The sequence below is a fragment of the Acidovorax sp. IB03 genome, assembly GCF_016406015.1.
Lineage (GTDB): Bacteria > Pseudomonadota > Gammaproteobacteria > Burkholderiales > Burkholderiaceae_C > Acidovorax > Acidovorax temperans.
The window spans coordinates 18,226-44,144 of the sequence record NZ_JAEFCH010000028.1 but is presented as its reverse complement, the minus strand read 5'-3'; the positions used below and the strand labels follow the sequence as shown (position 1 = coordinate 44,144).

Genomic DNA, 25,919 nt, shown 5'->3' with positions numbered 1-25,919 from the left:
TTTCATCCCCAACCACACCCGAAGGCACAGGCCGCGCCGATGCGCATCTTTCACATCCACAGCAGCGGCGTGCACGAGCTGACCGCCCTGCCCGACCACTTACCGGAACAGGGCTTTGTGTGGATTGCCTGTGCACGGCCGGCCTTCCAGTTGCGGCTGGCTGAAATCCAGCAACACCTGCAGCTGCTCACCGGGCTGCAGCTGGTGGACCTGCATGTGTCCGACCTGCTCAACCCGCAGCTGCCGTCGCACTACGACTACACCTCGCAGTACGACCTCCTGGTGTTCCGCCGACTGGGCACAGGCAATGGTGACAGCGATGCGGGTCCGGCCGACGTGCTGCCGGGCCCAGCCGCTGCCGCCGCACAGCCTGCCGCGCCGGCACCCGGCAAAACACCCCCGCGGCGTGGCGGCCCGCCCGTGCTGCGCCGCATTGACACCAGTCCGGTCGGCTTTGCGGTGTTCGACCGCGTGCTGCTCACCGTGCACCCGCCCGACTGCCTGGTGCGCGATACCTACGCCACGCGCCTGCTGGCCGCTGTGCCCAGCATCCCCCATGGCGACGTACGCGAAGGCCGCCCCAGCCCCGTGGCCGGCAGCCGCCTGCCCACCAGCCCGGCCGACCTGATGCTGCGCGTGGTCAACCTCATGGTCGACGGCTACCTGGAGCTGCGCCGCGAACTCACGCGCCAGCTTGACCACTGGCAGACCGAGCTGCTCAAGCCCCGCGCACGCTACGTGAACTGGTCATCGCTGCTCGAAGCGCGCCTGTCGCTGCACATGCTCGACGAGATCTGCGAAGACCAGCGCACCGCCGTGCAGGACTGGATCGACGCGCTGGAGACCTGGCCCCTGCCCGAGACCCCCACCGGCCTGCGCGAGCTGGACCTGCTCAAGGTGCGCAGCCGCGACGTGCTGGAGCACATCGAACGCGTGGTGCACCACGTGCGCCGCCTGGAGCAAAGCACCGAAACGGCGGTGCAGATGCATTTCTCGGTGCAAAGCAATCGCACCAACGACATCATGCGCACCCTCACGGCGCTCACCGCCGTCTTCCTGCCGCTGAACCTGATCGCGGGCATCTTCGGCATGAATTTCGAGTTCGTTCCCTTGATCCACAAGCAGGACGGCTTCTGGTGGGCCATGGGCTCGATGGCCGTCATTGCCCTGTCGCTGGTGGCGCTGTTCTGGCGCAAGCGATATCTGGCGCGCACCGGTAGCTGACTGGCACGGGTGTGCTGACTGACTGGCTTCTGGCGGCCGGCCGGCATCTTATTGCAACGCAGCAACAAGTCAAATAAATCATAGTTATCACCATTAATTTTTTATAAATAGCGATTAAGATCGGTGCGTTAGCGGTTCCACCTGCACAGCACCCTGGACTTCAGAGCCCGCCGGTAGCCAGAGAGAACCCCTGATCACGCTAGTGATGCATGCACTTTCGTACGCCGTCCTGGCCTGCGAACGCTGCTCACGGGCTCCTGGAATACCTCCGCTGTCTTGAGCATTGCGGTCAAACAAAATCATTTTTATCGAATTATGAAGAAAACCATGTCGATTGTTGGAAAACTCCGATGGATGGCGGCCGTGAGCACTCTGATCCTCATCGCTGTCTCTGGCTACATGCTGCTGACGCAATACCAGAACAGCCGCCGTGACCGCGAAATCGCCGTGCGCCAGACGGTGGAAGTCGGCCACTCGATCCTGGCCTGGGCCCACCAGCTGGAGACCTCGGGCAGCCACACCCGCGAGCAGGCGCAGCAGATGGCCCACCAAGCCCTGCAAACCGTGCGCTACTCTGGCAACGAGTATTTCTGGCTGCAGGACATGAACGCCCGCGTGGTCATGCACCCCTTCCGGCCCGACCTCAACGGCAAGGACGGATCGGCCATCAAGGACCCGGACGGCAAGGCCATTTTTGTGCTGTTTGCCCAGCGCGCACAAAAAGGCGATGGTGGCGGCCTGGTCGAATACCAGTGGCCCAAGCCGGGCCAGGAGAAGCCCGCGCCCAAAATCTCGTACGTGAAAGGCTTTGCGCCCTGGGGCTGGGTGCTGGGCTCAGGCGTGTATGCCGATGACCTGAAGACCGAGTTTTTGTCGAGCCTGTGGCGCGCAGCGGCCGTGGTGGTGGTGGCCCTGGCCATCAACCTGCTGCTGGTACGCAATGTGTACCGTACGGTCACCAAGGGCCTGAACAAGGCCATCCGCGTGGCCCAGGCCATTGCTCAGCGCGACCTGTCGCAAAAGATCACCGTCAAGGGCACCGACGAAATCAGCCACCTGCTGCAGGCCATGAAGGACATGAGCCATAACCTGCAGGACACGCTGCAGACCGTGCACAGCACCACCGAGCAACTGGCCCAGGCCAGCGAGCAGATCGCCAGCGGCAACATGGACCTGAGCAGCCGCACTGAAAGCACCGCCGCCAACCTGGAGGAGACTGCCGCCAGCATGGAAGAGCTGACTGGATCGGTGGCCCATAACGCCGAAGCCGCCCGCAAGGCCGCCGAGCGCGCCGACCAGGCCAGCGCCGTGGCCACCCAGGGGGGCGACGCAGTGGCCCGTGTGGTGGACACCATGAACGGCATCACCGAGTCGTCACGCCAGATCGCCGACATCATCGGCGTGATCGATGGCATTGCCTTCCAGACCAACATCCTGGCGCTGAACGCCGCCGTCGAGGCTGCGCGTGCCGGTGAGCAGGGCCGAGGCTTTGCCGTGGTGGCCACCGAGGTGCGCAACCTGGCCAGCCGCAGCGCCGACGCCGCCCGTCAGATCAAGACCCTGATCCAGGCTTCTGTCGAGCGCGTCGAGGCGGGCTCCACGCAGGTGGCAGAGGCGGGCGGCACCATGGCCCGCGTGGTCAGCAGCGTGCAAGAGGTGCAGACACTGATCCAGGAGATCACCCACGCCACCACCGAGCAAAGCAACGGCATCTCGCAGGTCAACGTGGCCGTGGCCGAACTCGATCGCATGACCCAGCAAAATGCCTCACTGGTGGAAGAGTCCGCCGCCGCCGCAGAGAACCTGCGCGAGCAGGCCCTTTCGCTGGCCGACAGCGTGAACCGCTTCAAGCTGGCCTGAGGAGCCAGTCACCAGCGGGCCATGCAGCAGCCCGCCATGGCATTCACCGGGGCGGCAGCGGCAAACCGAACCAGCGGGCCCCGTTGACCCAGGCCACCTGCCGTGCCACATCGGCCGGCAGCCCGCCCAGCCACTGGCGGTAGCCCTGCATCAGGCCCTCGTAGTGTTGCCAGCGCTGGTTGACCCAGGTGTCCGACCCCACCACAAAGCGCGTGGGGTGCTTGATGATGAGATCGCGCCAGGCCGGGCACAGCTGCTCGCCCTCGCACACCAGCCCAGGGCGGTACGACAGCTCTCCCACCAACCCAGGGTACTTGGCCAGCAACGCATCCACCCGCTCAGGGGGCACACCACCGATGCCGGTGTGCGCCCAGATCAGGCGCACCTTCTGGCCCTTGGACGGGGTGTTGGCCATCAGCAGGTCGATGGCGGTGTCGTCCACATGGGCCAGCACCACCAGGTCCCGCTGTTCGGCCAGGGCCATGAGCTTTTTGGCCACGGGGCCGTTGGCGTTGGCGCTGTCGTACAGGTGAAATTCGCCCAGGCCCCGGTAGGGGCCGACGGGCGTGCCCCGGGCCAGTTCGGCCTGCACCATGTCGTAGATGGTTTCGTCGGCAAACCAGCCGGTGTAGTCGGCGCGGTTGCGGTACAGCCGCACAAACGGCACCACCCCAATGCCTGCCTCGCGCATCTGCGGCAGGGCCGCCAGCGCCAGCGAGCCCGCATTGGGCCGCGAATTGGCCACGATGGCCCACACCCCGCTGGCCTTCATGCGCGCCAGCACATCGGCGGGTGGGTGCGGGCCTGAGCGGCCGTCCCAGGCTTCCTCGTTGTAGTGCAGGTGGGCGTCGAACAGGGGGCCGGTGTAGTCGGCCGCGTGGGTGGTGGTGCATAGCGCTATCAAATTCATAGCTGCCAGCGCTTGTTGTAAAAGCGCCAGAGGCCTAAAAGGCTTGAATTTTGCAATGCAGCTGGCCATGGCTTTCCCCAGTTGAATGCGATGCCCCACCGTGCTTTGACGCGCACAGCCACGCAGCGCGGAGGCTGCGGGCCATGCTACGGGCGATCAGCCCAGGTGCTTGTCGAAAAACGCCAGCGTGCGGTCGCGGGCAGCCAGGGCGGCAGCCTCGTCGTAGCTGCCGCGCTGGTCACAGTTGAAGCCGTGGTCCGCCTGGTACACATGCACCTCCACGCCGGGCTGGGCGCGGTCAAAGGCTTGCACGCTATCGAGCGGAATCCAGTGGTCGCGCTCGCCAAAGTGGGCCAGCACCGGCACCTTGGGCTGGCGGGCGGCTTCCTCAGGGGTTGTCATACCGCCGCCGTAGTAAGGCACGGCCGCCGACAGGCCGGTGAGCGTGCACGCAGCGCGCCATGTCAGCAGCCCACCCCAGCAAAAGCCCACAATGCCCACCTTGCGGCCGCTGCGCTGGGCTGCGTAGTCAATGGCAGCCTGGATGTCGGGCATCACACCGGGGGCGGGCAGTGCCTCCACCGCGGCTTTCAGCTCCATGCCAGCCTGCATGTCGTCGGCGGTGTAGCCCAGCTCCACACCGGGCTTGACGCGGTGGAACGTGGCGGGTGCCACGGCCAGGTAGCCGCGCGCGGCAAAGCGGTCGGCCACCGCGCGGATGTGGGAATTCACCCCGAAAATCTCTTGCAGCACCACCACCGCGCCCCGGGGCGCGGTGTCGGGCTCCGCCACCCAGGCGGGCAGCACAAAACCGTCGGCAGATTTCAAATCGACAAATTGACCCATGTGTTTGCTCCTGAAAACTGTTCCAATGCGCCATTCTTGCAGCAGACGGCATTGCATGGAGCACCTTGGCGTAAACACCAGCACCGGGCTCGGCCTTGGCACGGTGCATGCTGCCACACTGCGCTGCCGCCCTTTGCTTTCATCCTTTTTTGTTTTCGGAGACCGATGATGGATCTCAAACCGCTCATCACCCTGCTGGCCATCGTCAACCCGCTGGCCATCGTGCCGTTCTTCATCCACTACACGCAGGGCTTTTCGGCGGCGCAGCGGCGCAGCACCATCCGCACGGCGGCGTTTGCGTCGTTCTGCGTGATTGCGGCCTGTGCGCTGCTGGGGTTGCAGATTCTGGAGTTCTTCAACATCTCGCTGCAGAGCTTTCAGGTGGGCGGCGGCATGCTGCTGCTCATCAGCGCGATGAACATGCTCAACGCCCAGCCCGCCGAGGCTAAGCCCAGCACCAATGAATACGAAGAAGGCGCCGAAAAAGCCGCCGCAGGCAGCAGCATTGCGGTGGTGCCGCTCACCATTCCGCTGCTCACCGGCCCGGCCAGCATGTCCACCGTGGTGATTTATGCCGACCGCGCCCAGACCTTCTGGCAGCACGCCGCGCTGGTGGGCTACGGCGTGGTCATTGCCCTGGCCACGGCCGTGTGCTTCTCGCTGGCCGACCCCATCGCCCGCGTGCTGGGCAAGACCGGCATCAACGTGATGACGCGGCTGATGGGCCTGATCCTGGCCGCACTGGCGGTGGAGGTGATGACGGACGGGCTGGGCAAGATTTTCCCGGTCCTCATTGCGCGCTGATCGCCCATGTCCACCCGCCTGCTGCTGCTCGAAGACGACCCCGCCATCGCCCGCACCGTGGCCTATGCGCTGGAGCGCGACGGCCTGCAGGTGACGCACTGCCTGCTGGTGCAGGACGCACGCCAGCAAATGCAGCGCCACCCGTTTGACTTGCTGGTGCTGGACGTGGGCCTGCCCGATGGCAATGGACTGGACCTGCTGCGCGACGTGCGCCACGGGCAAGCCGCTGCGGCCCTGCGGCTGCGCCAGGCCACGCCGGTGCTGATGCTCAGCGCCCGGGGCGAGGAGCTGGACCGCGTGCTGGGCCTGGAGCTGGGCGCCGACGACTACCTGGCCAAGCCCTTCAGCCCGCGCGAGCTGGCCGCCCGCATCAAGGCCCTGCTGCGCCGCGCCGCCATGCCTGCGCCCGCCGCCGTGGCCGCCACGCCTTTTGTAGACGACGAAACCGGCCAGCGCATCACCCTGCACGGCCAGGCGCTGCCGCTCACGCGGCGCGAATACCGGCTGCTGTCGCACCTGCTGCGCGGCGCGGGCCGCATCCACTCGCGCGACGCCCTGCTGGCCGCCGCCTGGGGCGACGACAGCGAGAGCACCGACCGCACCGTAGACACGCACATCAAAACCCTGCGCGCCAAGCTGCGCGAGGTGGATGCCGGGCGCGAGTACATCCGCACGCACCGGGGCATGGGCTACTGTCTTGATGTTTAAAGCCAAATCAGCCGCCAGCGCTTATTCAGCAAGCGCCAGCAGCTATCATTTTTGATTGAATGGCTGTACACCCATGCGCCTGGGCATCCGCCTGCTGTTCGCCTTCTTCCTCATCAACGGCATTGCCGCGTTCTTCGTGCTGCGCGTGTTCATGGCCGAGATCAAGCCCAGCGTGCGCGAGGTGATGGAAGACATGATGGTGGACACGGCCAACCTGCTGGCCGAGGTGGCCAGCGACGATCTGGCCAGCGGGCAGCTGGCGCGCGATGCCAGCCAAAGCCGCTTTGCCCAGCGTGTGCGGCACTACGCTACGCGGCCCATTGATGCGGGCATCTGGGGGTTTTCCAAACAGTCGCTCGACTTTCGCGTGTACGTGACCGACCACCAGGGCCGCGTGCTGTTCGACTCCGAAAACCAGGCCGTGGGGGCCGACTATTCGCAGTGGCGAGACGTGGCACGTACGCTGCGCGGCGAGTACGGGGCCCGCTCCACCCGCGAGGTGGCGGGCGACGACACCAGCGGCGTGATGCATGTGGCTGCGCCCATCTACGTGGACGAGCGCATTGCCGGGGTGCTGACGGTGGCCAAGCCCACGCGCACCGTTCAGCGCTTCATCGACCGGGCCGAGCGCAAGGTGTTCATGGGCGGGCTGCTGCTGCTGGCCCTGTCGGCCGCCGTGGGCGTGGGCGTGACGCTGTGGATGGTGTGGAACGTTCGCCGACTGCGCGACTACGCCCTGAGCGTGCAAGGCCCGGCCGACAGCGAACACGGCACCCTGCCTGCCCAGCCCCTGGCCGTGCCCCAGGTGCCCGGCGAGCTGGGCGATCTGGCCCGCGCCATGGACCGCATGCGCGTGCGGCTGGAAGGGCGCGACTACATCGAAGGCTATGTGCGCGCCCTCACGCACGAACTCAAAAGCCCCGTGGCCGCCATTCGCGGCGCGGGCGAGTTGCTGCAGGATGAGCTGCCCGCCGCAGACCGCGCGGAATTTGCCACGCAGGTGGTGCAGCAAAGCGAGCGCCTGCAGCGGCTGATTGACCGGCTGCTGGAGCTGAGCAAGCTGGAGCAGCGCCAGCACGCCGAGGGCAACGCCCCCGTGGCGCTGCACGACTGTGCCGCTGCCGCCATCGCCCACACGCAGGGCCGGGCAGCGCAACGCGGGGTGGCCTTGGTGCTTTCGGGCCAGGGCCACAGCGGGCCGTGGGAGGCAGAACTGATCACCCTGGCGATTGGCAACCTGCTGGACAACGCAATTGACTTTGCACCCGCAGGCAGCACGGTGCGGGTGGAGCTGGACGGGGCGACGGTGGCCGTGCAAGACGCAGGCCCCGGCGTGCCCGACTACGCGCTGCCGCGCCTGGGCGAGCGCTTCTTCACCACTGCGCGGCCGGGTGGCGAGCGCAGTGGGTCGGGCCTGGGGCTGGCGATTGTGCAGCGGGTGATGGTGCTGCACGGCGGGCACATGCAGGTGCGCAACACGGCCCCTGGCTTGCGCGTCACGCTGAACCTGGGGCGCTGAGCGCCGCAGCTGCGCGCCCACTCAGGCGCTGGGCTCAAACGCCGTCTTGCGCGGCCAGGGCCAAGCATTCCTCGGTGCCCAGACAGTCTTGCCCGGGCAGGTCGAGCCCCCATCGACGCTCGTCGAACAGGTCATCCAGCAGAGCGTCAAGCAAATGGGTCCAGCCGAACAGTTTGGAAAACATGGGGCGCCTTTGGCGTGGTTGGTTGCCAGCGAAGGCTATCGCGGCTGTATGACGGTTTGGCGTCAGCCACTGCCACGGCGGGCCGTAGGCCAACACCGCTGCACACAGCGCGTGCTGCCGTGGCCGAACCATGTGCTTCCACCACTTCACGCCCGCTTCACAAACTTCATGGGCACCTCACGCACGGGCCAAAAACTCGCTCCACATTCAACCCAAGGAGGAGTCTTTTGAAACACCCACTGATCACCAAACTGGCCGCGCTGGGCGCCGTGTTCGTGCTGCTGCTCATCGGCCTGGCGCAGATTGAAGAGGTGGTGCGCGACCGCCAGCGCTACCGCACACTCACGGCCCAAAGCGTGGCCGACAGCCTGGCCGGCCCGCAAACGCTGATGGGCCCGATGATCCACAGCGCCTGCGTGGAAAGCTGGGATGCAGAGACCGGCAAGGGCGAGGAGCGCCGCACCACCGAGCAGCGGCGCGAATTTCTGCTCACCGCCATGCCCGAGCAGCTGCAGGTGCGATCCAGCGTGGGCATGGAAGAGCGCGCCCGGGGCCTGCACAAGGTCAACACCTTCAACCTCAAGACGCACCTCACCGCGCAGTGGGCCGGGCTGGCCAGCCTGCAGGCGCACAGCACCGTCAAAGGCTCGCGCCTGCAGTGCGGCGCGCCCATCGTGATGGTGGCGGTGGGCGATGCACGGGGGATTCGCACGGCGCAGGTGTCGCTGGGCGAACAGGCCCTGGCCCTCAAGCCCGGCACCTTCCACCCCACCTACAGCCGGGGGCTGCACGCGGTGCTGCCTGAAGGCGTGCGCGGCCAGGCCGAGCCCCTGACGCTGGCGCTGGACCTGGAATTGGTGGGCACCGAGCGCCTGTCCATCGTGCCCCTGGGCGGCAACACCGATGTGAAGATGACGGGCAGCTGGCCCCACCCCTCGTTCAACGGGCGGTTCCTGCCGTCAGAGCGCACCTGGGGGCCCGAGGGCTTCACGGCCCAGTGGCGCCTGTCATCGCTGGCCACCACGGCGCAGCAGGATGTGCAGGCCGGCCGCCGCATTTGCGCTGGCAGGTACGACGATGCGCCCACCGAATACGCCCCCACAGGCACCACACCGCGCGACTGCGCCGACAGCTTTGGCGTGGCCTTTGTGGACCCGGTGAACCCCTACACCCTGGCAGACCGCGCCACCAAATACGGCCTGCTGTTCATCGCCCTGACCTTTGTGGCCGTGGGCCTGTTCGAGCTGATGGGAAATGGCCCCCACGCTCCACCGCTGCGCGGGTCGCTGCCCCCCGAGGGGGCCGCTTTTTCGTCTTGGGGCGGCCCGGCGACGAAAAGGCTGCGCGTACACCCGGTGCAGTACCTGCTGGTGGGCGCGGCGCTGTGCAGCTTCTTCCTGCTGCTGGTGAGCTTGTCCGAGCACCTGCCCTTTGGCTGGTCGTACCTGGCTGCGGCCACCGCCTGTGTGCTGCTGCTGGGCTACTACGCCAGCCACATGCTGGGCAGCCTGGCGCGTGGCATTCCGCTGGGGGCAGGCATTGCCCTGCTGTATGGCCTGCTGTACGTGCTGCTGCAGCTGGAGCAAACAGCGCTGGCCGTGGGCTCGGTGGCGCTGTTCCTGGTGCTGACGGCGGTGATGGTGCTGACCCGCAAGGTGAACTGGTATGGGCTGACGCCTGCACAGCGCAGCACGCCCCCGGCCATGCCCGCTGCCGCGCCCAAGGACGCGCCATGAACGAAGCCGCTAGCCTGGCCCCGCCCGCACCAGCCTGCGCGGGCCTGACGGACACCGAGGCGCAGCGGCTGGAGCGCCACCGCCAGCGGCTGCTGCACGCACTGCAGGCCCAAGACCGGCGGGCGCTGCACACCGCCAAGCAGGCCTTGCTGCGCAGCGCCTACCGCCGCCCGGCCACGGCCCCCTTGCGGCGGGCGCTGCGTGATCTGTCGTGGTGGATGGCGGCCATGCTGCTGCCGCTAAGGCGCTGAAAGCGTTTAGAGGTGTTTTAGAGCGGCTAACAAAACTCTTCTGGCGTCGTTGCCTCGTCTTGTCGTACTACGCGTACTGCCTGCGACGCGGCGCCTAGCCAGAACCGCTTCGCTGAGTTTTGTTAGCCGCTCTTAGGGCTACAGCGCTTATGCAATAAGCGCCAGCAGCTATACCTTTAATAGCATCCAAAGAGACTCAGGCGGCCTCGGCGGGCTCTTTTTCGGGGTGGTCCACGCAGCTGTGGGTGCTGCCGCAGCCCTGGATGAGTTCGGCAGGCAATGCGTCAGGGGCATGCACCACGCCGGTGGCAGGGTCAAAACCCACGCGGCGCAGGTGCAGGGCCAGCGAGGCGTCCATCATCTGCGCATGCTGGGGGAACCACTGGGCCAGCTCGCCCGTCATGATGCGGATGGGCTGCAGGTCGCCCTGCTCGGCCCGCACGATGCCTTCGCGCATCACCTGCAGCACCACCTTGTGCTGCGTGGTGTGGCAGTTGCCAGAGGCAAATCGGGTGGCCACCATCCAGGCGTCTTCCTGGCCGAAGTGGTGCTCGGTGTGGTCCACCAGTTCCTGCCAGCGTTGCACCACGGTCGCGTCGTCGGCCTGCTCCACCTGGGCCAGCAAATCCACGAATTCGCGGTGGGTGTCGTCCATCAGGGGCAAATCCAGCGCCAGCGCGTCAGACCATTCCAGTGCAGCCATTGTTCTTCCTCGTTGGTGACAAAAGGCGGCAGCTTAGGCAGAACACGGGCTGGGGTTTTGACGCACATCAGGGGGCCTGCCGTTGGCAGGCCCCCGTAACCATTTCACCCCGGTGGCTGGGGCGGGCAGGCAGCGCTGCGGCCACCTGCCCCACGGTCAGTGGCGCGTTCAGTTTTGGCCGTGCACGCGCTTGGCGTCGTCCACGCACTTGGACTTGGCGTCACCGCTCAGGGCATCGCAGCGTTCCTTGGCGGCCTTGTAGTTGGCTTCGTTCTTTTCGGCGGCAGCGTCCTTGCGGGCCTCTGCCACGTCAGCCTGCTTGGCTGCAGTGTTGTCAGCGGGCTTGGCAGCGGCGCGGGCCACCTTGGCGTTTTCCTTGGCGCTCACATGGGCGGCCTTGGCATCCTTCACGCACACGTCCTTGGCGTTACCGCTCAGGTCATCGCACTTCTCCTTGGCGACTTCATAGTCGGCATCGGCCTTGGCTACGCGTGCCTTGTAAGCAGCCTTGTCGCTGGGCTTGTAGCGGGCGTCCAGCTCGGCCTTGGCCACCTTTTCAGCGCCCTTGGCTTCCTTCTGGCAGACATCCTTGGCGTTGCCTTGCAGGGCGTCACATTTTTGCTTGTTGGCCTTGTAGTCGGCAGAAATCTGGTCCTTGGCTGCCTTGTATTCAGCGGGCTCCATAGCCATGGCCGAGGTGGCCATCAGCGTTGCAGCGGACAGGGCGATCAGTGTGCGTGTGAATTTCATGGTCTTCTCCTCAATATTCAATAGGTGGGGTGAACAAGGGCGGCAAGCGCGCAGCCCGAAGGACTGAGCAGGTCAGTCGTTGAAACGGAAGGCTGGGTGGCGGGCTTGCCAGTCGCTGATCTGCTTTTCAGCCGCTTCGCGGGCCAGGCCCTGGCGTTCTTGCAGCTTGCCCAGCAGCTGTTCGCGGCGGCCGTCGATCACGTCGAAGTCGTCGTCAGTGAGCTTGCCCCACTGCTCTTTCAGGTTGCCCTTGAATTGCTTCCAGTTGCCCTTGATGGTGTCTTCATTCATGGTTCGCATCCTCAGTTCAACTCACCCCAGCCACCCACCCGAAATGCGTGAGATACATGCTGCGGCGATGGAGTCACTGTAGAAAACAAGCCGCGTGGCCAGCGTAGTCCGCGCAAGGCAGGCACCGTCGGCTCTGGCCTACGGCGGTGCAGGACGCGCCCCCCCGGCTGTAGGCGCAGCGCGACAGTGAGGCACCTCTTTGCAACACAGGGGCCCAGGCAGCGCAGGGGAATGGGCGCGACCCTGTAACGACCGTATCGATTGCTCACAAATTGCGCCAAGAGAAGACGAAGGTGCTTCTTACACTTTCGAGCGCATTTCCACGGTTGCTCACAACATGACAAATACCCACGAGGAGCCTTTGCGCGCACTGGCGGCAAAGGAAGAGGAGGGGAGCGGACCCACGGCAGCGAGCGCTGCCGTGGGCACTGCATCCGGCACACAACCCATCCCACCGCTGGCCCCCCTGGCAGCCGCGCTGGCCAGCACCGCATTGGCGGCCTGCGGAGGCGGCTCGGGAGGGGCGGACCTGCACGACAACCTCGTCGCACAGCAGCCCAACCTGATGCGGCGCGTGAGCGAAGCCATGGCCGCCTTCTACGACGCCACGGTGGAGCTGGGCGTGGCCGACAAGGTGACGGCGTTCACCGCATCCGACTTTGGCCGCACCCTCAGCTCCAACGGCGACGGATCAGACCACGGCTGGGGTAGCCACCACTTCATGGTGGGCGGCGCAGTCAAAGGCCGGGCGTTCTACGGCAAGGCGCCACCGGTGAGCATCACCAACACCGCCGACGCCAACGACCAATGGCACGTGGGCCAGGGCCGCCTGCTGCCCAGCACGTCGGTAGACCAGTACGCAGCCACCCTGGCCAAATGGTTCGGCGTGGCCAACACCGAGCTGGCGGGCGTGCTGCCCAACCTGAGCCACTTTGGCGGGGCGGACTACCCCACCGACCTGGGCTTCATGGCCGCCTGAACGCTGGGTGCGCCCAGCCCAGGCAAAGGGCGCCGCTTACTTCACGCCCTGCGCCACCCATTCATCAATCTCCACCGCCACCTGCCGCGCAGCAGCCGCCAGGGCGCGGGTGCCGCCCGCGGCGTCAGGGGTAGGCGCGGGCTTTTGCACGATGAACACGCGCTGGCCCAGCAGGGTTTCGCCTGCGGGGGTGGGGTCTACCAGGGTGGCGCGCAGGCGCAGCAGGCCGGTGCTTTCGGTGGGGCTGGTGAAGAGGTGGCTGAATTCTTCCAGCTCAATGCGCAGCACGGCCGGCAGTTTGCCGCCGCGGGCGGTGTCGCGCGCCTGGGCGGCGGCATCGGCGTCTTGCAGCACGGCGCGGCGCAGGCCCAGCTGGTCGCGCAGGGCTTGCTGCACCAGTTGCACGGGCGGCTGGGTCCAGCGGGCCAGGGTGTAGGGGCGCAGCTGTTGGGCGTCGGCGTAGTTCAGGCGGTACAGCACGGCGGTGCTGCTTTCTGACAGGCCCGTGGCCTCCACGTCGGCCAGGGCGATGGGCGGCAGGCTGGCGCGGCGGTCGGCGGCGGGCAGGCTGGTCAGCCCCGGGCCAAAGTCGTACGAGACAGGGCGGTTGGGCGGCGTTGGCAAGGCGCTGCAGCCCACCAGCAATACCAGACAAAAAGCGGCTGCAGCGCTTTTGTAGCAAGCGCTAGCAGCTATATTTTCAATAGCATTCATGGCAGAACGTGCGAAGGGTGTGTGCATGGCGCGTGCCTTTGTCGGTCAGGGGTGGGCCAGGGGCGGGGCAAAACCGGGCTCGCCGGGGCCGGGGGGCAGGCGGCCGCTGCCGTAGATGAAGAGTTGGGGGTTGTCGCTGACGGCGCTGGCGGCCAGGCCCATCTGGCGCACGGCGCGGCCGGTTTCGTCGGCGGCGCGGTTGATGCTGGGCAGGGTGGAGCGGCTGAAGTTGTCGGCCGCTGCCGCCATCACCTGCGCGCCGTGGGTGAGCTGGTCGATGGCGCCGCCTTCGGCGCTCAGGCGCTGGGTGGTGGTGCGGATGTCGTTGGCCATGGCCGTCACGCTGGTACCCGCCTGCTGCAGCGATTTCAGCGTGTGGCGCGCGTCGTCGGCCAGCGGGGGCAGCGCGGCCAGTGCGGGGTCCAGCCGGTTTTGCAGGGTGGCATCGAGCCGCTGGGTAAGCGCGTTGACGCTGCCCGCCGTCTGGCCGATGTTACCCAGCGCCTGGGTGATGCGCTGCTGGTTCTCATCGCCCAGCAACTGGTTGATGCGGCGGGTGGCTTCCTCGACCTGGGCCAGGATGTTGGGGGCTTGCTCGGCAATGCGCCCAAAGGGCGAGGGCTTGAGCGTGAGGCGCGGCAGGCCGCTGGGGCCGGGGGGCAGCTGGGGCAAGGGCTGGGTGGCGTCGTCCAGCAGCACATGGGCCAGGCCAGTGACACCCTGGTAGCCCAGCGTGGCAAAGGTGGTGGGGCTGACAGGCGCGTTGTGGTTGACGGCGATGCGGATGAGCACGTTGCCGGACACCTGCGGGTCAAACCCGATGCGCTGCACCTTGCCCACGGCCACGCCCTTGTAGCGCACGGCGGCCTGGGGCTGCAGCCCGCTGACTCCATCGCTGGTGGTGAGCTCGTACAGGTCGTAATTGGCGTTGTCGCGGGTGAGCCAGATGGCCAGGCCCGCCAGCAGCGCCGTCACGACGATGACAAAGATGCCCGCAGCAAGGGCATGTGATTTGTTTTCCATCAGGTTTCCTTGGAGGGCGCGGCGGCATTTGGCGTGGCTGCCGGTGCAGGTGGCTGCAACGGCGCCATGGCGCGCTGGCCGCGTTCGCCCATGAAGAAGTGTTCGATGAACGGGTGTTTGAAGTGGGCCACCTCGTGCGGTGGGCCGGTGACGATGACTTTTTTATCGGCCAGCACGGCCACGCGGGTGCTCAGGGCAAACAGGGTATCGAGGTCGTGCGTGACCATGATGACGGTGAGCCCCAGGGCCGCGCGCAACTCGCGCACCAGGGCACAGAAGTCGTCGGAGCTGCTGGGGTCCAGCCCCGCTGTGGGCTCGTCGAGCAGCAGCAGGGGTGGGTCCATGATGAGCGCGCGGGCCAGGGCCACGCGCTTGACCATGCCGCCCGACAGATCGGCCGGCATGCGGGTGGCGTGCTCGGGCTTGAGGCCCACCATCTGCAGCTTGACCAGGGCAGCGGCGCGCACCAGTTCTTCGGGCAGGGTGCCTTGCTCGCGCAGGGCAAAGGCCACGTTGTCGAGCACGTTGAAGGCCGAGAACAACGCGCCGTGCTGGAACAGCATGCCCACGCGGCTGGCAGCACCTTCGCGCCCCATTTCAGATGCCGGGCGGCCCAGCACAGTGACGGTGCCGCGCGTGGGCTGGGCCAGGCCCAAAATCTGCCGCAGCAGCACGGTTTTGCCCGTGCCCGAGCCGCCGACGAGCGACAACATTTCACCGCGCTGCACGACGAACTCCAGGTCCTGGTGCACGGCAAAGGCTTCGGTGCCTTTGCCAAACACCGTCCACAGCCCTTTGGCTTCGACGATGGGCTGTTCGTGGACAGGTGTGTGCGCCGCTACGGCAATGGCGTCGGGGGTGGCCAACAGCGGTGGGTGCGAGTGCGCGGTGGCCATGGCTCAGATCCCCACGTTGCGGAAGGCCACGGCGAATATCGCATCGACGATGATGACCATGGTGATGGACGTGACCACCGAGGCCGTGGTGCCCTCGCCCAGGCTCTGGGTGTTGGGCTTGACGCGCAGGCCCCAGTGGCAGCCGATGAGGGCAATGAACGCCCCAAACACCACCGACTTGGCCACCGCCAGCCCGAGGTTGCCCACCTTCACTGCGGCGGGCAGGGCCTGCACAAAGTAGGAAGGCGAGATGCCCAGCGTGATGTCGGCCGCCAGCATGCCCCCTGCCAGCGCGGCCAGCGTGGTCCACACGCTGATGAGCGGCATGGCCAGCGCCAGCGCCAGGGTGCGCGGCATCACCAGCCGAAAGCCGTGCGGTATGCCCATGACGCGCATGGCGTCCAGCTCTTCGGTCACGCGCATCACACCGATCTGCGCAGTGATGGACGAGCCCGAGCGCCCCGCCACCAAAATGGCCGCCAGCATGGGCCCCAGCTCGCGGATGAGCGAGATGCCCAGGATGTTGACGATGAACGACTCGGCCCCGAACTGGCGCAGCTGCAGGCTCATCAGGTAGGCCAGCACCACACCAATCAAAAAGCCCACCAGCGCGGTGATGGGCAGGGCCGTGGCACCCATGCGGTAGAGGTGGCCCGACACATCGCGCCAGGGGCCGCGCCGGGGGTTGCGCGCCAGGCGCAGCAAATCCAGCACCAGCTGACCCACCATCTGCACGATATGGCGGGCGTGGTCCAGCCCGTGCAGCACCAGCGCGCCCAGGCGGTCCACCTCGTCAAACAGGCGCCAGGGCGCAGGTGCGGGCGGGTTGGTGATGGTGAGCTCTGCCACGCGCTCCAGCAGGGTGCGCTGCACGTCCGTCAACTCAAGGCGCGCGGGCCAGGTGTGGCCCCAGTGGTTCCACAGCAGCTGGGCACCCACATGGTCCAGCCACTGCAGGCTGCGCAAATCCCACCCCAAGGTGGCGGCGGGTGCGTTGTCTTGCAGCTGGCGACGCAGCAGCTTCCACTGTGCCCGCGTGCCCAGTTCGGCCGCGCCCCAGCGCCCTTGCGGCTGCGCGCACGGCCCATCGGGTGTGTCGGTGCGGACGATGCGGGGGGCAACGCTGTCAATGGTCATGGTGAGGGCGGCGCGGGCCGCCGGGCGGGCAATGAGGGTGAACGACAGAGTCAAGCATGGTAGCGGATCCGCGTGCAGCGCTTGGCACATTCTTCCGGGGAGCAGATGTAATTTTTATCAAAACACCCTCCAGCGCTTATTGAACAAGCGCAACCAGCTATTTATTTGATAGCAACAGGCATTTACCCCATCGACAGACGGTGGGCGCTCAGCACAATGGGGCGGGTTACCAATCCGTTTTCGACCCATCCATGAGCGACACCCAGTTTGACTACATCATCATTGGCGGCGGCACTGCAGGCGCGTTGCTCTGCAACCGCCTGAGCGCCAGTGGCCGCTACCGCGTGCTGCTGGTGGAGGCGGGGCGAAAAGACGACTACCACTGGATCCACATCCCTGTGGGCTACCTGTACTGCATTGGCAACCCCCGCACCGACTGGCTCTACCACACCGAGCCCGACGCAGGCCTGAACGGCCGCACCCTGCGCTACCCGCGCGGCAAGACGCTGGGCGGCTGCAGCAGCATCAACGGCATGATCTACATGCGCGGCCAGTCGCGCGACTACGACCAGTGGGCCCAGCTGACGGGCGACGACAGCTGGCGCTGGGACAACGTGCTGCCCCACTTCCGCCGCCACGAAGACCACTGGCGGCTGGACCAGCCCGAGGGCGTCAATGAAAACTTCAAACGCCTGCACGGCAACAAAGCCACCGGCAGCACCGGCGAATGGCGCGTGGAAAAGCAGCGCCTGCGCTGGGATGTGCTGGACGCCTTTGCGCAGGCTGCCCAGGAAGCCGGCATTGCCGCCACCGACGACTTCAACCGGGGCACCAACGAGGGCGTGGGTTACTTTGAGGTGAACCAGAAAAGCGGCTGGCGCTGGAACACGGCCAAGGCCTTCCTGCGCCCCACCTGCTATGGGCGGCCCAACTTTGAGATGTGGACCAGCGCGCAGGCCACGCAGCTCATCATCGAAACCCAGCCCGATGGCAGCCGCCGCTGCACCGGCGTGAAGGTGTGGGACGGCCACGAGATGGTGACCGCCCACGCCGCCCGCGAGGTGGTGCTGAGTGCGGGCGCCGTGAACTCGCCGCAGCTGCTGCAGCTCTCGGGCATCGGGCCCGCAGCGCTGCTGCGCCAGCATGGCATTGACGTGGTGCAAGATTTGCCCGGCGTGGGTGCCAATTTGCAAGACCATCTGCAGATCCGCTCGGTCTACAAGGTGCAGAACGTGCCCACGCTCAACACCATGGCCAACTCGCTGGTGGGCAAGGCCAAGATCGGGCTCGAATACGTGCTCAAACGCAGCGGCCCCATGAGCATGGCGCCGTCGCAACTGGGTGCCTTCACGCGCAGCAGCGACGAGCATGTGTACCCCAACATCCAGTACCACGTGCAACCCTTGTCGCTGGATGCGTTTGGCGAGCCGCTGCACAGCTTCCCGGCCTTCACGGCCAGCGTGTGCAACCTCAACCCCACCAGCCGGGGCACAGTGCAGATCAAGAACGCCGACTTCCGCACCGCGCCCGCCATTGCCCCCAACTACCTGAGCACCCCCGAAGACCGCAAGGTGGCCGCCGACAGCCTGCGCGTCACGCGCCGCATCGTGGCCCAGCCCGCGCTGGCCAAGTACCGGCCTGAGGAATGGAAGCCCGGCGTGCAGTACCAGACCGATGAAGACCTGGCGCGGCTGGCGGGCGACATTGCCACCACCATCTTCCACCCCGTGGGCACCACCAAGATGGGGCACGACCAGGACCCCATGGCGGTGCTGGACAGTCAGATGCGTGTGCGCGGCATCCACGGCCTGCGCGTGGTGGATGCAGGGGCCATGCCCACCATCACCAGCGGCAACACCAACTCGCCCACGCTGATGATGGCCGAACGCGCCGCGCAGTGGATGGTGGAGGCTCAGCGCGCGGGTGGCTGACGCAGCCTCGCGCACTCGTCAGTCCAAACGCATACACAGGGCGATGGGCAATGCGCCATGGCAGGGCCGCCTGCCCACGGCGGGGCGGTTCAGCACGGCGCCAGATCAGCGGATACCACCCACATAACGCCGCGCCTGCGAATGCCCCGCGGCCGCAGTGTGCGCCGACGGTGCGGCAGCCTGCTCTGCTACACGGGCGGCCTCGGCCTCGCGGGCACTGCGGCGCAACTCGGCCGCCAAGGTGTCTTGCATGCAGTGATCCAGGCGGTCGGCCCACTCGATCAGTTCAGGGGCCTGGTCCAACACGGCGCGTTCGCGGGCGAAGCGGGCGATCTCGCGGGCATAGCTGCCGTTGCTGGCCATCCATTCGGTGTCTGTCACGCGGCCCGTCTTGCGCCGCAGCAGCACATGCAGGTGCGCGGCGATGGCGAGTTTCTCGCTGTGGTTCATCTGTTGCTACCTCCGTTGCCTTCGGGGGGATGCACAAGGCGTGCCAGCGCTGCGCCCCGTTTGGTGCACTGCACCATCCCTCGGGAAACTCCCAATGCACCACGCAAGTGCAGGGGTTACAGTGCAAGCACTCACGGGGCTCCAAGGCGTCCCAGATGAGGGGACCGAGGAGACAACCCTTAAACCAACTACCAAGATAAGCACCCAACGAGGTGCGCAAAGTTTTCGAAGCGCTGGCGATCCCAGCGCTTTTTTTTCGCCTGCGCGTGCGCAGCGCTGTCGCCGGCTCCACCGCGTTGCTACCAAGGTCATAGCAGTAGAGGTGCGAAAATCGGGCGATGGAATGGATTTTTATCACCTTCGCCTCGCTCCTGGCAGGCTTCATTGATGCGATTGTGGGCGGCGGCGGGTTGATCCTGACCCCGGCCCTGTTTGCCGCCTTCCCAGGGGCAGCACCGGCCACGCTGTTTGGCACCAACAAGGCCGGGTCGGTGTGGGGCACCGCCATGGCCACCTGGCAGTACAGCCGCCGCGTGGAAATGCGCTGGGCCGCCCTGCTGCCCGCAGCGGCAGCGGGTTTTGCCGGCGCCTTTGCAGGTGCCTGGACGGTCACGGCCCTGTCGCCCGACTTACTGCGCAAGGTGCTGCCGCTGGTGCTGCTGGCCGTGCTGGCCTACACCCTGGCCAAGAAAGACCTGGGCCGCCACCATGCGCCCCGCTTCAGCGGCAATGCCGAGGTGTGGGTGGCCAGCCTGGTGGGCCTGGGCATTGGTTTTTACGACGGCTTCTTTGGGCCGGGTACCGGTAGTTTCTTCGTGTTCCTGTTCGTGCGCCTGCTGGGTTACGACTTCCTGAACGCCTCGGCCTCGGCCAAGCTGCTCAACTGCGCCACCAACATCGCGGCCATCTCGCTGTTTGCCTTCAAGGGCCATGTCTGGTGGCACTACGCGGTGACGCTGGCCATCGCCAATGTGGTGGGCAGCATGGCCGGCACGCACATGGCACTCAAGCATGGCACCGGTTTTGTGCGCGGCATTTTCATCGTGGTGGTGAGCAGCCTGATCCTGAAGACGGGCTACGACGCGTTCCTGCGCTGAACAAGCGGTGGGCTGACGCCGGTCAAAAACCCGCTGGACGCCCGCGCAACACTAGGGTTGTCCTGCGTGTTCTTCAAAAGAACGGGCGTCCTATAATTATTTCTATTTGATGAACAGGCCCATCGCCCCTGGCGATGGTTGTGTTTTCCGCTTCCGGCTTGCCCACCTGCATGTCGGATTTTTTTGTACCTGAAACTACCCCTGCAGGATCTTGCCATGAAACTGTTGAAGACCGTTGTTACCGCTGTGGCGCTGTGCGCCGCCTTCGTCGCCCAAGCCCGCACGCTCGACGAAGTCAAGAAAGACGGCAAGATCATCGTCGCCACCGAAGGCCAGTTCGCTCCCTTCAACTACTTCAAGGGCACCCAGCTGACGGGCTTTGAAGTCGAAGTGGCGGAGCTGGTCGTCAAGAAGATGGGCCTGAAGCTGGAGTGGAAGACCCTGGGCTTTGACGCCCTGCTGACCGGCCTGGCCCAAAACCGCTGGGATGTCGTGATCGCCTCGCACGGCGTGACCGAAGAGCGCGCCAAGGCCGTGACCTTTGCCAACCCCCACTACTGCTCGGGCGGCATGATCGTGGCGATGGACGCCAAGATCCGCACCGCTGCGGACCTGACTGGCAAGGTGGTAGCCGTGCAAACCGGCACCAGCTACCTCACGAACGTGCAAAAGCTCGCGGGCGTGAAGGAAGTGAAGAACTTCCCCCAAGACACCGACGCCCAGCGCGCCCTGATCTCCAAGCGCGTGGACGCCTGGGTGAGCGACAAGTTCGTGGCCAAGGAAGCCGCGGCCAAGAACGCCAAGGCCGGCTTCAAGCTGGGCGACATGCTGTTCATCGAGCGCATTGCCCCCGCCATGGCCCTGGGCAACACCAGCCTGACCGAAGCCTGGAACAAGGCCTTCGCCGAAGTGCTGGCCGATGGCAGCTACGCCGCCGTGTCCAAGAAGTACTTCAACGAAGACGTGCGCTGCAACTGATCTGCAAGCACAAGGGGCTGCCGGATGAGGGGCTGGCGTGGCGCACACGCTGCCCTTCACTGGCAGACACCCCGGGGTGCGCAGGGGGCTTGCCCCCTGCGCACCTTTTGTTTTTGCTGGCACACTCGGCACCTTCGGTGCGCAGAGCCTGCCGCTGAACTGATCCAGAACTGAGACCGAACGGTCATTTCATTCATGCTTATCGCCCTCTGGCCGCAAACCTGGTCCCGCCAGCAGCGCAGCAATGCCACCCTTGTCGCCGCGCTGGTGCTCATGGTGCTGGCCCTGTCGCTCCTGGGCCAGGTGCTCTCGTTCCTTCCCGAGCCCATTGGCTCCAACGCCCAAGCCTTCTCTGATGGCGCCCGCACCACCCTGTGGCTCACGCTCGTCAGTGGCGCAGTCGGCCTGGTGCTGGGCACCGTGGCGGCTCTGGCCCGCACTGCCCGCTGGGTGGCTGTGCGCTGGGTTGCCAGCTTCTACATCTGGGCCATCCGCGGCACGCCGCTGCTGGTGCAGATCCTGTTCGTGTACTTTGCCCTGCCGGTGCTGGTGCCGGGCCTGAACCTGCCCGACTTCGCCGCCGCCGTGGTGGCTCTGGGTCTGAACGTGGGAGCCTACAACGCCGAAGCCCTGCGCGCTGGCCTGCTGGCTGTGCCGCGCGGGCAGACCGAGGCCGCCAAAGCCCTGGGCCTGGGCCGCACGCATGTGTTCCTGGACGTGGTGTTCCCCCAGGCGTTCAAGATCTCGCTGCCGCCGCTGGTCAGCAACTTTGTGGCGCTGCTCAAGGATTCTTCGCTGGCCTACGCCATCGGCGTGGTGGAGCTGACCAATGTGGGCAACCGCATCCAGTCGGCCACCTTCCAGCCCATCGCCACGCTGACCACGGTGGCCGTCACCTACCTGCTGCTCACCACGCTGGTCACGCAGATTTCGAACGCGGTCGAGTACCGCTTTGACGTGGAGGGCCGCAACCAATGAACTCCAACGCCCAACCCAAGCCCTACATCGTGGCCGAGCGCGTGTGCAAGTCGTTTGGCACACACCAGGTGCTCAAGGACGTGTCCACCGTGTTCCACACGGGCGAGGTCACGGTCATCATCGGCGCCTCCGGCTCCGGCAAGAGCACGCTGCTGCGCGCGATCAACCGGCTGGAGCCCCATGACAGCGGGCGCATCACGATCGATGGCGTCGATGTGTGCGACGACCTGGCCACGCTGCAGCGCCAGCGTTGCGAAGTGGGCATGGTGTTCCAGCAGTTCAACCTGTTCGGCCACATGAGCGTGCTGGACAACGTGACGCTGGCACCCCGCCGCATTCGCCACACGCCGCGCGCGCAAGCCAACGAAGAGGCCATGCAGTTGCTGCGCCGCGTGGGCATGCAAGACCACGCCCACAAGTACCCTTGGCAACTGTCGGGCGGACAGCAGCAGCGGGTGGCCATTGCCCGCGCCCTGGCCATGCAGCCCAAAGTGATGCTGTTTGACGAGCCCACCTCGGCACTCGACCCCGAAATGGTCAAGGAAGTGCTGGACGTGATGCGCAGCCTGGCGCGCGGCGGCATGACGATGATCGTCGTGACCCACGAAATGGGCTTTGCCCGCGAGGTGGCCGATCGCGTGATGTTCTTCGACCAGGGCCGCATCGCGCACGACGCGCCACCCAAGGAGTTCTTCAGCAACCCGGCCAACGACCGCATCCGAGCATTCCTCGGTCAGGTCAGCCACTAGCCCTTAGCCCGCGCATCAGCCGCAAGGCCGCCGGGCAACCGGGGGCCTTTTTCTTTTTTTTGGTTTTGTTCTGGAGTCGTTAGCCATGCGCACTGAACGCTCGGGCCTGATCGCCCTGCTCATCGTCACCGTAGTGTGGGGCACCACCTTCCCCGCCATGAAGCTGCTGTCAGCGCAGCTCGATGCGCTGCAGATCATCTGGCTGCGCTTTGCGATTGCGCTGGTGGTGTTGCTGCCCCTGTGGCTGGGCATGCACCGCAATGAACGGCGTTGGGGCACGGCGCTGGGTCTGTTGCTGTTCCTCGCGTTCTGGCTGCAGATCGAAGGGCTGGCGCGCACCAGCAGCAACCGCAACGCGTTTGTGACCGGGCTGAACGTGCTGGTGGTGCCCTTGATTGCCATGCTGGCGCTGGGCCGCCGCTACGGCTGGCAACTGTGGGCGGCGTGCGCCATGGCGTTTGCGGGCATGGCGCTGATGTTCCATGAAAACGAGCCATGGAACCTGGGCGATACGCTCACCCTGGCCAGCACGGTGTTCTACGCGCTGTACATCCTGGCGCTGGAAGAATGCTCGCGCCGCACCAGCGCTGCACCTCTGCGCGCCACGCGCATGGCTGCCGCACAGGCGCTGGTGATGTGCGTGGCCTCCACAGCCCTGCTGTGGGGGCGCGATGGTCACATGGACTGGCTGCCCGGCCTCACCCGGCTGGACAACACAGCCTGGCTGGCGCTGCTGTACCTGGGCCTGCTGGCCAGCGTGGTGGTGGTGAGCCTGCAGGCCTGGGGCCAGCAGCGCGTGGACGCCATGCGCAGCGCGATTGTGTTTGGTCTGGAGCCTGTGTTTGCGTCGCTGACGGCCTGGTTCCTTCTGGGTGAAAGCCTGGGCTGGGCGGGCGTGGGAGGGGCGGCCCTGATCGTGACCGCGCTGGTGGTGAGCCAGTTGCAGCCTGCCAGTGCGGCCGCTACCCCGCCAGCCCAGCCAGAGAAGGCCTAAGCGAGAGCGCTGGCGGCTGCGCCAATGCGCGCTGATACTGCGGCGCAGGCTGGGAGATGCGGGGAACAGGGTATGCCACAGGGCCCTGCACGGCCACAGGCACTGCACCAGACTTCATACCAAAAGTGGCCCTAGCGCTTATTCCACAAGCGCAAGCAGCTCACAATTTGATAGCAAAACTCAGGGAGTGGGCAGCACAATGTCTGCCGCCTTGCGCGGCTTGCCCAGCGGGGCAGACGCCTGGCCCTTGCGCACGGCCGCGATGTCTTCTTCGCTGGGGTAATCGCCCAGCAGCCAGTAGTCGAACACGCGCCGCGCGATAGGGGCCGCGTGGGCGGCACCAAAGCCTGCGTTTTCCACAATCACCGCCACTGCAATTTCGGGCGCTTCGGCAGGGGCAAACGCGGCATAGAGCGAGTGGTCGCGCTGGTGTTCTTCCAGCAGCTTGGCGTTGTACTTCACGTTCTGGCCCAGGCTCACGGCCTGCGCGGTACCGGTCTTGCCGGCAGAGGAATAGGGCGCGCCCGCGAACACCCGGGTGCCCGTGCCGCCCTTGTTCACCGCAATCAGGGCGTTGCGCACGATCTCCACGTTCTTGGGCTTGTAGCCCAGGTCTTGGCCTGGCGGCTGGGGCACGGGGCTCAGCTCGCCCGTCACTGTGTCTTTCACAGCCTTGATGAGGTGGGGCGTGTAGCGCGTGCCGCCGTTGGCCAGGGTGGCCTGGGCCACGGCCAGTTGCAGCATGGTGAAATTGTTGTAACCCTGGCCAATGCCGAGCGAGACGGTTTCCCCAGGAAACCAGCGCTTCATCTCAGGCCGCTTGTAGGTGTTGCGCTTCCATTCGGTGCTGGGCAGGGTGCCGCGCACCTCGCCGTTCAGGTCAATGCCCGTGGTCTGCCCGAAGGTCAGGGGCTTCATGAAATCGTGGATGGCGTCCACGCCCATCTCCACGGCCAGCGAGTAAAAGTAGGTGTTGCTGGAGAACTGGATGGCGCGGTGCATGTCGAGCGCGCCCAGGCCGCCTTCGTGGCTGCGGAAGGTGCGGCCGCCAAAGTTGTAGTAGCCGGGGTCGCTCACGATCATGCTGGGCGAGCGCTTGTTCAGCTCCAGCGCGGCCAGCGCCATGAAGGGCTTGTAGGTGGAGCCGGGTGGGTAAAGACCCCGCAGGGCGCGGTTGAGCAGGGGTTTGTCGATGGACTCGTTGAGCGCGGTCCAGTTCTCCACGTCGATGCCTTCGACAAACAGGTTGGGGTCGAACGTGGGCTTGCTCACCAGCGCCAGCACTTCGCCGTTGCGCGGGTCAATGGCCACCAGAGCGCCTCGGCGGTCACCAAACAGGTCTTCCACCATCTTCTGCAGCTTGATGTCCAGCGAGATCATCACGCTCTTGCCGGGCGTGGCGGGGCGGCTGGCCAGCTTGCGCACGGCGCGCCCGCCGGCCGATGTCTCCATCTGCTCCACGCCGGTGATGCCGTGCAGGGCGGTTTCAAAGCTTTGCTCCACGCCCAGCTTGCCGATGTATTCGGTGCCCCGGTAGTTGGCCTCGTCGTCTGCGTCCTGAATGCGCTGCTTCTCGTTCTGGTTGATGCGGCCGATGTAGCCAATCGCGTGGCTGCCGATTTCGCCCAGGGGGTAGTTGCGGAACAGCCGGGCCTTGATCTCCACGCCAGGGAAGCGGTACTGCTGCGCGGCAAAGCGCGCCACTTCCTCATCGGTCAGCCGGGTACGGATGGGCAGCGATTCAAAGTTGCGCGACTCTTCCAGCAGCCGCTTGAAGCGGCGGCGGTCGCGCTGGTGGATGTCCACCACCTTGGAGAGCTGGTCAATGGTTTCTTCGAGCGGTGCGGCGCGCGAAGGGGTGATCTCCAGCGTGTAGGCCGCGTAGTTGGTGGCCAGCACCACGCCGTTGCGGTCCAGGATCAGCCCGCGGTTGGGCACGATGGGCACCACGGCCGTGCGGTTGCTCTCTGCCTGGGCCGCCAGATCTTCGTGGCGCACCACCTGCAAAAACACCAGGCGCGCCACGATCAGGCAGAACGCCAGGAACACCACCAGCCCCACCGCCAGCACCCGCAGGCGCAGGCGCGAGGCATCGGCCGCCACGTTGCGAATTTCGGTCATGGCTGGCGCACTCCGGCGTGGTCACGCCGCACGGGCGCAACAGGGGCCGCACCGGTGCACAGTCCGGGGCACGGCAGTCGTGGCTG

At 66.1% G+C, this 25,919-nt stretch carries 25 protein-coding genes and 1 pseudogene; 14 read left to right on the top strand and 12 right to left on the bottom strand.

The window, feature by feature from the left end; all coding sequences use genetic code 11:
- The first annotated feature begins 39 nt into the window (after window positions 1-39).
- Both IHV84_RS14600 and IHV84_RS14595 read left to right on the top strand, forming a co-directional pair.
- A complete protein-coding gene (locus tag IHV84_RS14600) occupies window positions 40-1,224 on the top strand; it encodes a magnesium transporter CorA family protein (RefSeq protein WP_198847399.1) in 1,185 nt (394 codons plus the stop codon).
- 363 nt (window positions 1,225-1,587) lie between these two features.
- Window positions 1,588-3,084 (top strand): methyl-accepting chemotaxis protein, encoded by a 1,497-nt coding sequence (locus IHV84_RS14595; RefSeq protein WP_198847398.1) that lies wholly within the window; start codon window positions 1,588-1,590, stop codon window positions 3,082-3,084.
- Window positions 3,085-3,127: 43 nt separating this feature from the next.
- On the opposite strand, the gene IHV84_RS14590 is transcribed toward IHV84_RS14595, so the two are convergent.
- Together IHV84_RS14590 and IHV84_RS14585 are read right to left on the bottom strand one after the other, a co-directional pair.
- The gene (locus IHV84_RS14590) at window positions 3,128-3,994 is read right to left on the bottom strand and encodes an amidohydrolase (protein ID WP_198847397.1); all 867 of its coding nucleotides are present in this window, start codon (window positions 3,992-3,994) and stop codon (window positions 3,128-3,130) included.
- A gap of 156 nt (window positions 3,995-4,150) precedes the next feature.
- Window positions 4,151-4,840, bottom strand: a complete 690-nt coding sequence (locus IHV84_RS14585; protein ID WP_198847396.1) for a dienelactone hydrolase family protein — start codon at window positions 4,838-4,840, stop codon at window positions 4,151-4,153.
- 168 nt (window positions 4,841-5,008) lie between these two features.
- Here IHV84_RS14585 and IHV84_RS14580 point away from each other — a divergent pair, with 168 nt between their 5' ends.
- The 3 genes from IHV84_RS14580 (at window position 5,009) to creC (ending at window position 7,871) form a co-directional block, all read left to right on the top strand.
- Complete coding sequence (locus IHV84_RS14580) at window positions 5,009-5,644, top strand: MarC family protein (protein ID WP_142085426.1); 636 nt, start codon at window positions 5,009-5,011, stop codon at window positions 5,642-5,644.
- 6 nt (window positions 5,645-5,650) lie between these two features.
- Window positions 5,651-6,352, top strand: a complete 702-nt coding sequence (locus IHV84_RS14575; RefSeq protein WP_198847395.1) for a winged helix-turn-helix domain-containing protein — start codon at window positions 5,651-5,653, stop codon at window positions 6,350-6,352.
- Window positions 6,353-6,425: 73 nt separating this feature from the next.
- Window positions 6,426-7,871, top strand: coding sequence for a two-component system sensor histidine kinase CreC (gene creC / locus IHV84_RS14570; protein WP_198847394.1), 1,446 nt, complete (start codon window positions 6,426-6,428; stop codon window positions 7,869-7,871).
- Window positions 7,872-7,905: 34 nt separating this feature from the next.
- On the opposite strand, the gene IHV84_RS14565 is transcribed toward creC, so the two are convergent.
- Window positions 7,906-8,055, bottom strand: a complete 150-nt coding sequence (locus IHV84_RS14565) for a hypothetical protein (RefSeq protein ID WP_170207434.1) — start codon at window positions 8,053-8,055, stop codon at window positions 7,906-7,908.
- 227 nt (window positions 8,056-8,282) lie between these two features.
- Here IHV84_RS14565 and creD point away from each other — a divergent pair, with 227 nt between their 5' ends.
- Together creD and IHV84_RS14555 are read left to right on the top strand one after the other, a co-directional pair.
- Entirely contained in the window at window positions 8,283-9,791 is a 1,509-nt protein-coding gene (gene creD, locus IHV84_RS14560) for a cell envelope integrity protein CreD (protein ID WP_198847393.1), read from the top strand.
- Window positions 9,788-10,042 (top strand): hypothetical protein, encoded by a 255-nt coding sequence (locus IHV84_RS14555; RefSeq protein ID WP_233100034.1) that lies wholly within the window; start codon window positions 9,788-9,790, stop codon window positions 10,040-10,042. Before creD ends, IHV84_RS14555 begins: the two co-directional genes overlap by 4 nt.
- Before the next feature lie 196 nt (window positions 10,043-10,238).
- Here IHV84_RS14555 and IHV84_RS14550 read toward each other — a convergent pair whose 3' ends face one another.
- The 3 genes from IHV84_RS14550 to IHV84_RS14540 all read right to left on the bottom strand — a co-directional run bounded on the left by IHV84_RS14550 (window position 10,239) and on the right by IHV84_RS14540 (window position 11,786).
- The gene (locus IHV84_RS14550; RefSeq protein ID WP_066691996.1) at window positions 10,239-10,745 is read right to left on the bottom strand and encodes a hemerythrin domain-containing protein; all 507 of its coding nucleotides are present in this window, start codon (window positions 10,743-10,745) and stop codon (window positions 10,239-10,241) included.
- 168 nt (window positions 10,746-10,913) lie between these two features.
- Window positions 10,914-11,495, bottom strand: coding sequence for a hypothetical protein (locus IHV84_RS14545; RefSeq protein WP_198847392.1), 582 nt, complete (start codon window positions 11,493-11,495; stop codon window positions 10,914-10,916).
- A 72-nt stretch (window positions 11,496-11,567) separates the two neighbouring features.
- Window positions 11,568-11,786 (bottom strand): CsbD family protein, encoded by a 219-nt coding sequence (locus tag IHV84_RS14540; RefSeq protein WP_044395415.1) that lies wholly within the window; start codon window positions 11,784-11,786, stop codon window positions 11,568-11,570.
- Between the two features lie 517 nt (window positions 11,787-12,303).
- Here IHV84_RS14540 and IHV84_RS14535 point away from each other — a divergent pair.
- Window positions 12,304-12,765 (top strand): annotated as a pseudogene (locus tag IHV84_RS14535) (DUF1501 domain-containing protein); the annotation flags it as partial.
- A 36-nt stretch (window positions 12,766-12,801) separates the two neighbouring features.
- Here the strand turns inward: IHV84_RS14535 and IHV84_RS14530 are convergent.
- The 4 genes from IHV84_RS14530 to IHV84_RS14515 are packed head-to-tail and all read right to left on the bottom strand — an operon-like array spanning window position 12,802 to window position 16,535.
- Entirely contained in the window at window positions 12,802-13,479 is a 678-nt protein-coding gene (locus IHV84_RS14530; protein WP_198847391.1) for an ABC-type transport auxiliary lipoprotein family protein, read from the bottom strand.
- 45 nt (window positions 13,480-13,524) lie between these two features.
- On the bottom strand, window positions 13,525-14,502 hold the full coding sequence (locus IHV84_RS14525) for an MlaD family protein (RefSeq protein WP_198847390.1): 978 nt from the start codon (window positions 14,500-14,502) through the stop codon (window positions 13,525-13,527).
- Window positions 14,502-15,398 (bottom strand): ABC transporter ATP-binding protein, encoded by an 897-nt coding sequence (locus IHV84_RS14520; RefSeq protein ID WP_198847389.1) that lies wholly within the window; start codon window positions 15,396-15,398, stop codon window positions 14,502-14,504. Before IHV84_RS14520 ends, IHV84_RS14525 begins: the two co-directional genes overlap by 1 nt.
- 3 nt (window positions 15,399-15,401) lie before the next feature.
- Window positions 15,402-16,535, bottom strand: a complete 1,134-nt coding sequence (locus IHV84_RS14515; RefSeq protein WP_198847406.1) for an ABC transporter permease — start codon at window positions 16,533-16,535, stop codon at window positions 15,402-15,404.
- Between the two features lie 251 nt (window positions 16,536-16,786).
- On the opposite strand from IHV84_RS14515, the gene IHV84_RS14510 reads away from it, so the two are divergent.
- The gene (locus tag IHV84_RS14510; protein ID WP_198847388.1) at window positions 16,787-18,466 is read left to right on the top strand and encodes a GMC family oxidoreductase; all 1,680 of its coding nucleotides are present in this window, start codon (window positions 16,787-16,789) and stop codon (window positions 18,464-18,466) included.
- 105 nt (window positions 18,467-18,571) lie between these two features.
- Here the strand turns inward: IHV84_RS14510 and IHV84_RS14505 are convergent, their stop codons facing one another.
- Window positions 18,572-18,916, bottom strand: coding sequence for a hypothetical protein (locus IHV84_RS14505; protein ID WP_066691069.1), 345 nt, complete (start codon window positions 18,914-18,916; stop codon window positions 18,572-18,574).
- A 338-nt stretch (window positions 18,917-19,254) separates the two neighbouring features.
- Between IHV84_RS14505 and IHV84_RS14500 the strand changes: the two genes are divergently transcribed.
- From IHV84_RS14500 to IHV84_RS14480, 5 genes are all read left to right on the top strand, one after another.
- On the top strand, window positions 19,255-20,013 hold the full coding sequence (locus IHV84_RS14500; RefSeq protein ID WP_044395360.1) for a TSUP family transporter: 759 nt from the start codon (window positions 19,255-19,257) through the stop codon (window positions 20,011-20,013).
- A 216-nt stretch (window positions 20,014-20,229) separates the two neighbouring features.
- On the top strand, window positions 20,230-20,991 hold the full coding sequence (locus tag IHV84_RS14495) for an ABC transporter substrate-binding protein (RefSeq protein WP_044395358.1): 762 nt from the start codon (window positions 20,230-20,232) through the stop codon (window positions 20,989-20,991).
- 195 nt (window positions 20,992-21,186) lie between these two features.
- A complete protein-coding gene (locus IHV84_RS14490) occupies window positions 21,187-21,969 on the top strand; it encodes an amino acid ABC transporter permease (protein ID WP_044395356.1) in 783 nt (260 codons plus the stop codon).
- Window positions 21,966-22,718, top strand: coding sequence for an amino acid ABC transporter ATP-binding protein (locus IHV84_RS14485; protein ID WP_044395355.1), 753 nt, complete (start codon window positions 21,966-21,968; stop codon window positions 22,716-22,718). The genes IHV84_RS14490 and IHV84_RS14485 overlap by 4 nt, the downstream gene beginning before the upstream one ends.
- Before the next feature lie 85 nt (window positions 22,719-22,803).
- Complete coding sequence (locus IHV84_RS14480) at window positions 22,804-23,712, top strand: DMT family transporter (protein WP_198847387.1); 909 nt, start codon at window positions 22,804-22,806, stop codon at window positions 23,710-23,712.
- 180 nt (window positions 23,713-23,892) lie between these two features.
- Here IHV84_RS14480 and mrdA read toward each other — a convergent pair whose 3' ends face one another.
- Complete coding sequence (gene mrdA / locus IHV84_RS14475; RefSeq protein WP_066694831.1) at window positions 23,893-25,833, bottom strand: penicillin-binding protein 2; 1,941 nt, start codon at window positions 25,831-25,833, stop codon at window positions 23,893-23,895.
- Window positions 25,834-25,919: the final 86 nt, after the last annotated feature.